The organism is Nocardioides sp., assembly GCF_036401255.1.
Classification (GTDB): Bacteria; Actinomycetota; Actinomycetes; order Propionibacteriales; family Nocardioidaceae; genus Nocardioides.
Window position 1 is genome coordinate 23,527 of the sequence record NZ_DASWVI010000125.1, and the last position, 11,003, is coordinate 34,529.

The following is an 11,003-nucleotide window of genomic DNA, read 5'->3' on the forward strand; positions in this document are numbered from 1 at the left end:
GTTACCGGCGCCGCGCCCGGGCCGTGGCGTAAAGGCAGAGGGCCGCGGCGGTGGCCAGGTTGAGGCTCTCCGCACGGCCGTAGATGGGGATCCGGACCCGGTGGTCGGCCAGGGCGGCGAGATCGTCGGGGAGTCCCCATGCCTCGTTGCCGAACAACCAGGCGGTGGGGCGGCCGAGCAGGTCGCCCGCATCGTCGAGGTCGACCTCCCCGGCTCCATCCGCGGCGAGCACCTGCAGGCCGGCGCGCTGCGCGGCGCGGACGGCGACGGCCGGGCCGTCCTCGACGGCGACCGGCACGTGGAACAGACTGCCGACGCTGGCCCGGACGGTCTTGGGGTTGTAGGCGTCGACGGAGTGGCCGGCCAGCACGACTCCCTCGGCCCCGGCGGCGTCCGCGCAGCGGATCACGGTCCCGGCGTTGCCGGGGTCGCGCACGTCGGCGCAGAGGGCGACGAGGTGCGGGGATCGCGCACCTTCGACGATCTCGACCAGCGGTACGTCGAGGAACCGGCAGACCGCGACGACGCCGGCCGGGGTGACGCTGTCGCTCAGCGAGGCGAGCGCGCGCTCGTCCACCAGCGTCCAGGCGGGGCCCTCCGCGGCGAGCCCGGCGTACCGCTCGGCGGCCTCCGGGGTCGCGAAGACCTCGATGACCGTCCCCGGGAGCTCGAGAGCGGCCTCGACGGCCTTCGGGCCGTCGGCAAGGAACAGCCGCCGCTCGGTTCGCACCGAGCGGCGGCTGAGCTTGCGCGCTTCCTTCACACGGCCGTTGCCGGCCGTGAGCGGGCTGGTCAGGCCGACGCCTCCGCCTTGGGCGCGTTGACGTCCTCGGGCAGCGCGGCCCGGGCGGTCTCGACGAGCGCGTTGAACGCGGCCACGTCGTTGACGGCCAGGTCGGCGAGGATCTTGCGGTCGACCTCGACACCGGCGAGGTTCAGGCCCTGGATGAACCGGTTGTAGGTCAGGCCCTGGGCGCGGGCCGCGGCGTTGATCCGCTGGATCCACAGCTTGCGGAAGTTGCCCTTGTTCTTGCGCCGGTCGTTGTAGCTGTAGACCAGTGAGTGGGTGACCTGCTCCTTGGCCTTGCGGTACAGGCGCGAGCGCTGGCCGCGGTAGCCGCTGGCGCGCTCCAGGACGACCCGGCGCTTCTTCTGGGCATTCACTGCCCGCTTGACGCGTGCCACTTCTTACTCCTTGTTGCTCAGGTTCGGTGCGGGGGTCTCGACGAGCTCGACCACCGAGGGTGGGGGCTGGTCAGAGACCGAGCATCTTCTTGGCGCGCTTGACGTCGGCCTTGGCGAGCTCGGTCGTGCCGGTCATCCGCCGGGTGACCTTCGACGCCTTCTTCTCCAGGTTGTGACGCTTGCCGGCCTTCTCCCGAAGGATCTTGCCGGACCCGGTCACGCGGAAGCGCTTGCTCGCACCGGAGTGCGTCTTGTTCTTCGGCATCTCTGCTCTCTCTTCTCGTCCTGCTGGGCGTGGTCTCGAGGTCGCACTCGACACCGTGCGTGGCGGTGGTCGGGGGCCGACCACCGCACGGCTGTTCTCAGGCCTCGATCTCGGGATCGAGGTTCTCGGAGCGGCCCCGCTCCTTCTTCTTCGCGACCGGTCCGGCCGCGTGCGCGGCGTCGCGCTCGGCGCGCTCCTCCGCCTCGAGCGCGGCCCGCTCGGCGGCCCGCGTCTCCTTCTCGGCCTTCAGGTCGACCTTGGCGTCGGCCTTCTTCTTGTGCGGGCCGAGCACCATGATCATGTTGCGCCCGTCCTGCTTGGGTGCCGACTCGACGAAGCCCAGCTCGCTCACGTCCTCGGCGAGGCGCTGGAGCAGCCGGAAGCCGAGCTCGGGGCGGTGCTGCTCACGACCGCGGAACATGATCGTGATCTTGACCTTGTCCCCGGCGCGCAGGAACCGCACCACGTGGCCCTTCTTGGTCTCGTAGTCGTGCGCGTCGATCTTCGGACGAAGCTTCATCTCCTTGATGATCACGTTCGTCTGGTTGCGGCGTGCCTCACGAGCCTTCTGGGCGTTCTCGTACTTGAACTTCCCGTAGTCCATGAGCTTGCAGACGGGCGGCTTCCCCTGCGGGGCGATCTCGACGAGGTCGAGATCCGCCTCCTGCGCAAGCTTCAGGGCCTGATCGGTGGGCACGATGCCCACGGTCTCCCCGTTGGGTCCAACGAGCCGGACCTCGGGAACCCGGATCCGCTCGTTGATTCGCAGCTCGGTGCTGATGTGTCCTCCTGGATGGCAAGGTGTCCGGAGGTCTCTGCCGCTCGTCACCCCCCGAGAGGGTGGTGCGAAATCAACAAAGGCTTCCGCTGTCGTGCAAGCGGAAGCCAGTCCGACGCCCCCCGAGCGCGGGGTTCGCCTCCGAGGGCGCTGGCGCCCGGGGCGTACGGCGTACGCTCCGAGGCCTCGGCCTTCGGGACCGGACCCGACGACCTGTGCTGCCCCCCTGATGTCACTCGGGGCGGAAGCGGCGGTCGATGCGGGTGGGAGGCGGTCGTGCGAGCCTCCGCTTGCGGATCTGCTCCGTCGAGGGTACGGCGGAACTGATCGGTCAACGCTGAATGCTAGCCGACGATTCCCCGTCGGGCCGAATCCAGGCGGTGCCGGCACCCACCCGGGCCAGGGTCCAGCCCCGGGCGAGGCCCTCGAGGTCGTCGCCCTCGACCACGAACCGCGTGGGGCCGGCGACGTCGACGAGGAGCGCCGCGGCACCGTCCTGGAGTGCCGCCTGCGCGGCCACAGCCGCCCGCACCGGCACCGGGCGACCGTCCGGGTTCCAGGCCTGGAGCGCCGCCGTGCCCGTGAACGCGAGCAGCGCCAGCCGGCCGTCGGCACCCTCGAGCAGCACCGTGGCCATGTCGCTCGTCTTGTCGTGGGCCAGCCCGGCCTCGTCGTACTCCACCTCGCCGAGCACCGCCACGACCGGCACCAGCAGCCGGGCGCCCTGCACGATGGCGAGTGCGTCGGCGTACGTCGACCCACCGCGGGCCCAGGCGGCCAGCGCCGCGCTGACGCGCGGATCGGCGGAGCCGTCGTCGCCCGCGAAGCCGGGATCGGGGATCGTGGTGCGCTCGCTCACCCACGCATTGTCGCGAGCCACGCGGGGGCGCGCGAATCCGGCGGGCCGCGCCACCCACGGTGTGGGACGCTTGATCGCGTGGACGATGCTTCGTGGGCAGCGCTGACCCTGAGCCTGACCGTGCTCGGCGGCATCTGGACCTGGGTGTCCTTCCAGCGTCGCGGGCTGGTCTCGGGCCTGCGGGCCCTGGCCTTCACCCTCCTGCCGCTGGCGGCCTACCTCACCAAGACCCTGCGGATGTTCACCCGGATCGCGGACGCGGTGGGCGACTGGGCGGTCAACCTGGCGTGGAACCCGACGACCTGGGCGGGCATCGTGGTGGCCGGCATCTCCGGAGCACTGTTCGTGGTCTCGGGTGCCCTGCGCTCGCGCGGGATCGGCAAGGCGGGACGGGAGCCGAGGAAGGGCCGGGCCAAGAAGCAGCTGCGGCCGGGGACCGCGGCCGGGAGCGAGGCCATCGTCGGCCGCGGCGACGGCGACGACGAGATGGCCGAGATCGAGGCGCTGCTGCGCAAGCGCGGCATCAGCTGATGGGCCGCCCAGGGGTCCCGGGGTCCCAGGACTTCGTCGATCGCAACCGGCTCTGGACCCGCCTCAACGGCGCGGTCGCCGGGCACGGGAGTCCACTCCCCACGCCACTGTTCGTCGTCGACCTGGACGCGTTCGACGCCAACGCCGACGACCTGGTTCGCCGCGCCGGCGGCAAGCCGATCCGGCTGGCGTCGAAGTCCGTGCGGGTGCCCGCGCTCATCTCCCGGGCGCTGTCTCGGCGGGGCTTCCGGGGCGTGCTGTCGTACACGCTGCGCGAGGCCCTGTGGCTCCACGAGCAGGGGATCTGCGATGACATCCTCGTCGCCTACCCGACGGTCGATCGCGGCGCACTCGCCGAGCTGGTCGCCTCGCCGTCGGCCGCCGCCGCGATCACGCTCATGGTCGACGACGCCGCGCACCTCGAGGCCGTGGACTCGGTGCGCTCCTCGCACGCCGTCCCGGTGCGCGTCGCGATCGACGTGGACGCCGGGCTCCGGATGGCCGGCCAGCACGTCGGGCCCAAGCGGTCCCCCCTCCACGACGCCGCGACCGTGGTCGCGCTCGGCCGGACGATCGCCGCCCGCCCGGGCTTCCGCCTCGTGGGCGCGATGACCTACGAGGGCCAGGTCGCCGGGCTCCCGGACTCGGTGCCGACGGCCCGCGCCCGCTCCCTGGTCGTCCGTCGGATCAAGGCCCTGTCGCTGCCGCAGCTCGCCGTACGCCGCCGCGAGATCGCCGAGGCGCTGCGCGAGGTGGCCGACCTCGAGCTCTGGAACGGCGGCGGGTCCGGCTCGATCGAGGACACCGCGGCCGACCCGGTCGTGACCGAGGTCGCCGCGGGCTCGGGCCTGCTGGTGCCGACCCTGTTCGACCACTACCGGTCGTTCCGGCCGGTGCCGGCGGCGTACTTCGCCGTGCCGGTCACCCGCAAGCCCGCTCCCGAGCTCGCGACCGTGCACGGCGGCGGCCTGATCGCGTCGGGGCCGGCGGGCGCCGACCGGCTCCCCACACCGTGGGCGCCGCCCGGCCTGGAGCTCACCGGTCTCGAGGGCGCCGGGGAGGTGCAGACGCCGCTCACGGGTCGCACCGCGGCCCTGCTCGCGATCGGCGACCTGGTGTGGTTCCGCCACGCCAAGTCCGGTGAGCCCTTCGAGCACGCAGCCACCGTCCACCTCCTCGAGGGAGACCGGTTCGTCGACGCGGTGCCGACCTACCGCGGGTGCGGGCAGGCCTTCTAGGCATGGGCCCCGTGACCCCCGACACGGCGGCCGCGGAGCTCCTCGCGATCGCTCGCCGCCGCCCGCCGACCCTCGGTGGGGCGCGCCTGGTGTGCATCGACGGACCCGCCGGCTCGGGCAAGACCACGCTCGCGGCCGCCGTGGCCGCCGCGGAGCCGGACGCCCGGGTCGTGCACCTCGACGACCTGTACGACGGCTGGGGCGGGTTGCCCCGGGTCGCCGAGCAGCTCGACGACCTGCTGCTGCCGCTGGCGCGCGGCGAGGTGGGGTCCTACCGGCGCTACGACTGGGTCGCGGAGGCGTTCGCCGAGACGGTGCCGGTGGAGCCGGTCCCCCTGCTGGTGCTCGAGGGGGTCGGCTGCGGCACCCGGAGGCACGCCGACCTGGTCACCGCCCTCGCGTGGGTCGAGGCCCCGGAGGAGGTCCGGTTGCGCCGCGGACTGGACCGCGACGGCGAGGCGTTGCGGCCGCAGTGGCTGCGGTGGCAGGTCGACGAGGCCGCGCTGTTCGAGAGCGACGACACCCGCGCCCGGGCCGACCTGGTCGTGGACACCCGTCAGTAGGGTGAGCCCATGCTCCCGCCCGGCGGTGACCAGCACGAGGTCTCGGGAGGCGACTGCCGGCCGCCGGTGACGCTGGCCGGGCAGCCGGGCGACGCGTTCGCGGCGACCTCGGGCCTGCGAGCGGTCCAGGAGGGGCGCTAGCCCGAGTTGTCGGTGTCGGTCGCGAGCCGGTCGACCACGGCCCGCAGCTCGCGGACCGCCCGCCGGGCGCGGGCCCCGTCCGAGCCCTGGATGCCCATCGCCGCGACCGTGGTGCCGTCGGCGAGGTCCAGCGTGACCCAGGGCGCGCCGGGCGGCAGGTGCACGCCGACGACCTGCGGCCAGGCCAGCTCGCGGCGCCGGTAGCCGTTGACGACCACGAGCTGCTCCGGCTCCGCGATCACCCGGCAGCGCACCAGCGCGAACCACACCGAGAACGCCAACAGGCCCATGAACGCCAGCGTGCCGAGCTGGAAGGCCGTGAACTTCGCCCGCGTCTCGTCGTCGAACCCGAACCACGCCAGCCCGAAGCAGACCACCAGCGCCGCTCCGAGGAACACGCCCGCAACCCGGACCCCGAACGGGCGCCACGTGTGCGGGAGCGCGGGCACGGGCTCAGAGCCGGCAGGCATGGATGTCCGTGAGCAGGATGCCGCGCGCGCCGATCTCGAAGAGCTCGTCCATCAGCCGTTGGGCGCCGTCGCGCGGGACCATCGCCCGCACCGCCGACCACCCTTCCCGATGAAGCGGCGCGACCGTCGGGCTCTCGATGCCCGGCGTCAGCCGCACCGCGTCGGCGACGCGGTCGCTCGGGATGTCGTAGTCCATCATCACGTAGCTGCGGGCGACCAGCACGCCCTCGATGCGGCGCCGGAAGACCTCGAACCCCTCGGGCACCGCGCCGGTGCGGGTGATCAGCACGGCCTCGGAGTCGAGGATCGTCTCGCCGAACGTCTCCAGGCCGGCCTGGCGCAGCGTGCTGCCGGTCTCCACGACGTCGGCGATCACGTCCGCGACCCCGAGCTGGATGCTGGTCTCGACCGCGCCGTCGAGCCGGACCACGGTCGCGTCGATCCCCCGCTCCTCGAGGAACGACCGCACGACGCCGACGTACGACGTCGCGATCCGGGTGCCGGCGAGCTGCGAGAGCTCGGTGAAGGAGCCGCGCGGACCCGCGAACCGGAACCGGCTGCGCCCGAAGCCGAGACCGCGGACCTCCTCGGCCTTCGCGCCGGAGTCCTTGAGCAGGTCGCGGCCGGTGATGCCGACGTCGAGCGTGCCCTCGCCGACGTACAGCGCGATGTCGCGGGGGCGCAGGTAGAAGAACTCGACGCCGTTCTCGGCGTCGGTGAGCGTGAGCTGCTTGGCGTCGTCGCGCTGCCGGTAGCCGGACTCGCGCAGGATCTCCGACGCGGACTGGGACAGCGATCCCTTGTTGGGGACCGCGATGCGGAGCAGTGCCATCGGGGGCGCCTCCTCAGAGGTGTGCGTAGACGTCGTCGAGCTCGATGCCGGTCGCGAGCATCAGCACCTGGGCGTGGTAGAGCAGCTGGCTGATCTCCTCGGCGGCCCGCTCCCGGCCCTCGTGCTCGGCGGCCATCCAGGACTCGGCGGCCTCCTCGACCAGCTTCTTGCCGATGGCATGGACGCCGGCGTCGAGCGCGCGCACGGTGCCGGATCCCTCGGGGCGGGACCGGGCCTTGTCGCTCAGCTCGGTCCAGAGCTCGTCGAACGTCTTCACGACGGGCAAGCCTACGGGGCGCCTGCGGCCAGCTCCTTGAGGGTCCGGGCGGTGAGCAGGGCCGCCGAGGTGGCCTCGTAGCCCTTGTCCTCCTTCGAGCCCTCCAGACCGGCACGGTCCAGCGCCTGCTGGTCGCCGTCGCAGGTGAGGACGCCGAAGCCGACCGGCAGCCCGCGGTCGAGCGCGACCCGGACCAACCCCTCGGTGGCCGCCTGGCAGACGTAGTCGAAGTGCGGCGTGCCGCCCCGGATCACGACCCCGAGGGCGATCACGGCGTCGTACCCCTGCCGCGCGAGCGCGTCGGCGACCACGGCGAGCTCGAAGGCGCCCGGTACCCGGACGAGCCGGTGCTGGGTGACCCGGTAGTCGGCCAGCGCCCGCTGCGCGCCGCCGATCAGCCCGTCCATGACCTGCGTGTGCCAGCTCGCCGCGACGATCGCGACCCGCAGGTCGCTGCAGTCGACGGGCGCCGGGGCGGGTGCTCCGTGTCCGGTCATCGGTCAGGCTCCGTTCTGGGCGAGGGTGTCGGTCACCTCATCGGCGAGGTTGGGCAGATCGTGACCCATCCGGTCGCGCTTGGTGAGCAGGTAGGCGATGTTGTGGTCGTTGGGATGCGGGGTCAGCGGCACCCGCGCGGCGACCGGGACGCCGAAGTCCTCGAGGTTGCTGACCTTGTCGGGGTTGTTGGTCATCAGCCGCACGCTCGCGACGCCGAGGTCGCGCAGGATCTGGGTGGCGGTGCCGTAGTGGCGGGCGTCGGCCGGCAGCCCGAGGTCGAGATTGGCGTCGACGGTGTCGCGGCCGCCGTCCTGGAGCTGGTAGGCCTGCAGCTTGGCGACCAGACCGATCCCCCGGCCCTCGTGGCCGCGGAGGTAGACCACGACGCCGCGACCCTCGGCGACGATCCGCTCGAGGGCCTCGTCGAGCTGGGGTCCGCAGTCGCACCGGTGGCTGCCGAAGACGTCGCCGGTCAGGCACTCGGAGTGCACGCGGGTGAGCACCGGCTCGGGACCACTGATGTCGCCGTGGACCAGCGCGATGTGCTCGGAGTCGTCCACGGTGATCCGGTAGCCGTACGCCGTGAAGTCGCCGTGCCGGGTCGGCAGCCGAGTCTCCGCGACCCGCTCGACGTGGGTCTCGTGCCGGCGCCGGTAGCGGACCAGGTCGTCGATGGAGATCATCGCCAGGCCGTGCTCGTCGGCGAACTCGCGCAGCTGCGGGCCCCGCTTCATCGTGCCGTCGTCGTTGACGACCTCGACCAGGACGCCTGCGGGCGTCAGCCCGGCCAGCTTGGCGAGGTCGACCGCGGCCTCGGTGTGGCCGCGCCGCACCAGCACCCCGCCCTCGCGGTAGCGCAACGGGAACACGTGGCCCGGGCGGGTGATCTCCCACGGCTCGGTCGCCGAGTCGGCGAGGACCCGCACGGTGTGGGCACGGTCGGCCGCCGAGATGCCGGTGGTCACTCCGTCTCGGGCATCGACGGAGATCGTGTACGCCGTGCGCAGCCGGTCCTTGTTGTGGGGCGTCATCAGCGGGATCTCGAGGCGGTCCAGCATGGCGGCGGGCATCGGCACGCAGATCACGCCACTGCTGTAGCGGATCGTGAACGCCAGCAGCTCCGGTGTCGCCTTGCTGGCCGCGAAGATGATGTCGCCCTCGTTCTCGCGGTCCTCGTCGTCGACCACGACGACGGCCTTGCCGGCGGCGATGTCGGCGATCGCGCGCTCGACCGGGTCGAGCCTGATCTCGGTGCTCATGCGGTGACTCCTTGCTGTGAGGTGAGCTCGACGGGGGGCACGGCCCCCACGGCGCTCGAGGTGCGGCGCTCGGCGCGCCACCAGGCGGCGAACCCGATCACGCAGAAGCCGCCGTAGAACAGGTACATGCCCGCGGTCGGGTAGTAGCCGGCGTGGACCAGCGTCGTGACGCCGACGACGTCGACGGCGATCCACAGGAGCCAGAACTCGACCCAGCCGCGGGCCATGCCGTAGGTCGCGAGCAACGACCCGGCGAGGATCCAGGCCTCGGTGCGTGGACCCCAGGAGCCGATCTGCTGGAGCAGTGCATAGGCAAGTCCGTAGCCGATCGCCGCCATCGCGAGCAGTCCGAGCCGCTCCGGCCCGCTCGCCCACCGGGGGCTGATCGCGCCACCGTCGGTCGCACCACCGTCGCGGCGCAGCCGGGCCCAGCGCCACCAGCCATAGAGGCTCGCGACCGCGAACATCACCTGACGGCCGGCCTGGCCCCACAACGGCTCGGAGACCGCGTTGCTCAGCTCACCGCTCACGAACACGGTGAACAGCAAGACGTTGCCGACCAGGCCGACGGGCCAGGCCCAGACCAGTCGTCGCATGCCGAGCAGGGCGCTGCCGAGGCCGAACAGGTTGCCGACGACCTCGCGGACCGAGAGGTACCCGTCACCGACCTGGATGGTCCCGTTGAGCAGCCAGTCGAGCATCAGATCTCACCCCGGTAGGCGAGCAGTCTCTCGACGTGCTTGGCGATCACGTCGGCCTCCAGGTTGACCCGCTCGCCCGGCTGACGAGTGCCGAGCGTCGTGCGGGTCAGCGTCTCCGGGATCAGGCTGACCGTGAACGAGTCGTCGCGAGCTTCGACGACCGTGAGGCTGACCCCGTCGACGGTGATCGAGCCCTTGTCGACCAGGTAGCGCCCCAGCTCGGGCGGCATCTGGATCTCCACGACGTCCCAGTGCTCGCTCGGGGTGCGGCTCAGCACGGTGCCGACGCCGTCGACGTGGCCCTGCACGATGTGGCCGCCCAGCCGCTTGTCCGCGGTCACGGCCCGCTCGAGGTTGACCCGGTCGCCGGGGCGTACGCCGTACAGGCTGGTCTTGTCGAGCGTCTCCTGCATCACGTCGGCGGTCCAGGTGTCTCCGTCGCGCGCCGCCACGGTCAGGCAGCAGCCGTTGACGGCGATCGAGTCGCCGAGCCCGGCGTCCTCGAGCACCGTCGAGGCGCGGATCGTGAGCCGGATGGCGTCGCCCTGGTCCTCGACGGCGGCGACGGTGCCGAGCTCCTCGACGATTCCGGTGAACATCTCAGTCCTTCCCCGGCGCGAGGGTGAGCCGCACGTTGGGCTGCTCGCCGTCGAGCACCGTGATGTCGGTGACGCGAGGACGCAACGCCTCGCCGATCGTGGTGATTCCGAGGTCCGCGACCGCGCTGCGGCCGGCGCCGAGCAGCATCGGGGCGACGTAGACGACGATCTCGTCCACCAGCCTCGCGCGGACGAACGCCGCCGCCAGCGTGGGTCCGCCCTCGAGGAACACGTGGCGGCGGCCGCGGTCGAAGAGGTCGGCGAGCGCCTGCTCGGGCTTGCGGGTGCGCAGGTGGACGGTCTCGGTGTCGGCGTTGAAGACCCGGCGGCCGGGATCGAGGTCGCGCTCCCCCATCACCGCGCGCAGCGGCTGGTGGTCGAGCGGACGGTCCTCGGCGTCGCGGACGGTCAGCAGCGGGTCGTCGACGGCGACGGTGTTGGTGCCGACCAGCATCACGTCGCAGGTGGCCCGGAGCCGGTGGGTGTCGAGGCGTGCCGCGGGCGAGCTCACCCAGCGGCTGGTGCCGTCGGCCGCGGCGCTGCGCCCGTCGAGCGTGGTCGCGAACTTCCAGGTGACGAACGGTCGGCCGTGGGCCAGCCCGAAGGTCCAGAACCTGTTCAGAAGTCCCGACTCGGACGTCAGAAGTCCCGACTCGACGTCGACGCCGGCGGCGGCGAGCGTCGCGGCCCCACCGGCCGCCTCGGGGTTGGGGTCGGCCTGGGCGAACACCACCCGGCGTACGCCGGCGGCGACGAGCGCGTCCGCGCAGGGGCCGGTGCGGCCGGTGTGGTTGCACGGCTCGAGCG

17 protein-coding genes are annotated in these 11,003 nt (G+C 72.5%); 4 read left to right on the plus strand and 13 right to left on the minus strand.

Annotated elements, in window-relative coordinates:
- Position 1: 1 nt before the first annotated feature.
- The 5 genes from VGD85_RS05625 to VGD85_RS05645 all read right to left on the minus strand — a co-directional run bounded on the left by VGD85_RS05625 (position 2) and on the right by VGD85_RS05645 (position 3,087).
- A complete protein-coding gene (locus VGD85_RS05625; RefSeq protein WP_414690765.1) occupies positions 2–763 on the minus strand; it encodes a TrmH family RNA methyltransferase in 762 nt (253 codons plus the stop codon).
- Between the two features lie 29 nt (positions 764–792).
- Complete coding sequence (rplT, locus tag VGD85_RS05630; protein ID WP_331062462.1) at positions 793–1,185, minus strand: 50S ribosomal protein L20; 393 nt, start codon at positions 1,183–1,185, stop codon at positions 793–795.
- 70 nt (positions 1,186–1,255) lie between these two features.
- Positions 1,256–1,450, minus strand: coding sequence for a 50S ribosomal protein L35 (rpmI, locus tag VGD85_RS05635; protein ID WP_011755905.1), 195 nt, complete (start codon positions 1,448–1,450; stop codon positions 1,256–1,258).
- A 97-nt stretch (positions 1,451–1,547) separates the two neighbouring features.
- Positions 1,548–2,279 (minus strand): translation initiation factor IF-3, encoded by a 732-nt coding sequence (infC, locus tag VGD85_RS05640; protein ID WP_331062463.1) that lies wholly within the window; start codon positions 2,277–2,279, stop codon positions 1,548–1,550.
- A 280-nt stretch (positions 2,280–2,559) separates the two neighbouring features.
- On the minus strand, positions 2,560–3,087 hold the full coding sequence (locus VGD85_RS05645; protein ID WP_331062464.1) for an SseB family protein: 528 nt from the start codon (positions 3,085–3,087) through the stop codon (positions 2,560–2,562).
- A 78-nt stretch (positions 3,088–3,165) separates the two neighbouring features.
- On the opposite strand from VGD85_RS05645, the gene VGD85_RS05650 reads away from it, so the two are divergent.
- Genes VGD85_RS05650 through VGD85_RS05665 form a run of 4 tightly spaced genes read left to right on the plus strand, consistent with a single transcriptional unit; the run spans position 3,166 to position 5,560 of the window.
- Positions 3,166–3,618, plus strand: a complete 453-nt coding sequence (locus tag VGD85_RS05650; RefSeq protein WP_331062465.1) for a hypothetical protein — start codon at positions 3,166–3,168, stop codon at positions 3,616–3,618.
- On the plus strand, positions 3,618–4,856 hold the full coding sequence (locus VGD85_RS05655) for an amino acid deaminase/aldolase (RefSeq protein ID WP_331062466.1): 1,239 nt from the start codon (positions 3,618–3,620) through the stop codon (positions 4,854–4,856). Before VGD85_RS05650 ends, VGD85_RS05655 begins: the two co-directional genes overlap by 1 nt.
- 11 nt (positions 4,857–4,867) lie before the next feature.
- Positions 4,868–5,419, plus strand: a complete 552-nt coding sequence (locus VGD85_RS05660) for a 4-amino-4-deoxy-L-arabinose transferase (RefSeq protein WP_331062467.1) — start codon at positions 4,868–4,870, stop codon at positions 5,417–5,419.
- Between the two features lie 9 nt (positions 5,420–5,428).
- Entirely contained in the window at positions 5,429–5,560 is a 132-nt protein-coding gene (locus VGD85_RS05665; protein WP_331062468.1) for a hypothetical protein, read from the plus strand.
- Here the strand turns inward: VGD85_RS05665 and VGD85_RS05670 are convergent.
- The 8 genes from VGD85_RS05670 to ribD form a co-directional block, all read right to left on the minus strand.
- Positions 5,557–6,030 (minus strand): PH domain-containing protein, encoded by a 474-nt coding sequence (locus tag VGD85_RS05670; RefSeq protein WP_331062469.1) that lies wholly within the window; start codon positions 6,028–6,030, stop codon positions 5,557–5,559. The genes VGD85_RS05665 and VGD85_RS05670 overlap by 4 nt on opposite strands.
- A complete protein-coding gene (gene hisG, locus VGD85_RS05675; RefSeq protein ID WP_331062470.1) occupies positions 6,014–6,862 on the minus strand; it encodes an ATP phosphoribosyltransferase in 849 nt (282 codons plus the stop codon). The genes VGD85_RS05670 and hisG overlap by 17 nt, the downstream gene beginning before the upstream one ends.
- A 13-nt stretch (positions 6,863–6,875) precedes the next feature.
- Positions 6,876–7,139, minus strand: coding sequence for a phosphoribosyl-ATP diphosphatase (locus VGD85_RS05680; protein WP_331062471.1), 264 nt, complete (start codon positions 7,137–7,139; stop codon positions 6,876–6,878).
- Positions 7,140–7,150: 11 nt separating this feature from the next.
- Complete coding sequence (gene ribH / locus VGD85_RS05685) at positions 7,151–7,636, minus strand: 6,7-dimethyl-8-ribityllumazine synthase (protein WP_331062472.1); 486 nt, start codon at positions 7,634–7,636, stop codon at positions 7,151–7,153.
- Between the two features lie 3 nt (positions 7,637–7,639).
- Complete coding sequence (locus VGD85_RS05690) at positions 7,640–8,896, minus strand: bifunctional 3,4-dihydroxy-2-butanone-4-phosphate synthase/GTP cyclohydrolase II (RefSeq protein ID WP_331062473.1); 1,257 nt, start codon at positions 8,894–8,896, stop codon at positions 7,640–7,642.
- Positions 8,893–9,597: a nicotinamide mononucleotide transporter family protein gene (locus tag VGD85_RS05695; RefSeq protein ID WP_331062474.1), complete on the minus strand. Its 705-nt coding sequence runs from the start codon at positions 9,595–9,597 to the stop codon at positions 8,893–8,895. The genes VGD85_RS05690 and VGD85_RS05695 overlap by 4 nt, the downstream gene beginning before the upstream one ends.
- Positions 9,597–10,196, minus strand: a complete 600-nt coding sequence (locus VGD85_RS05700) for a riboflavin synthase (protein ID WP_331062475.1) — start codon at positions 10,194–10,196, stop codon at positions 9,597–9,599. The genes VGD85_RS05695 and VGD85_RS05700 overlap by 1 nt, the downstream gene beginning before the upstream one ends.
- A 1-nt stretch (position 10,197) precedes the next feature.
- Positions 10,198–11,003, minus strand: an 806-nt coding sequence (gene ribD, locus VGD85_RS05705) for a bifunctional diaminohydroxyphosphoribosylaminopyrimidine deaminase/5-amino-6-(5-phosphoribosylamino)uracil reductase RibD (protein WP_331062476.1), incomplete at its 5' end; no start/stop codon positions are given.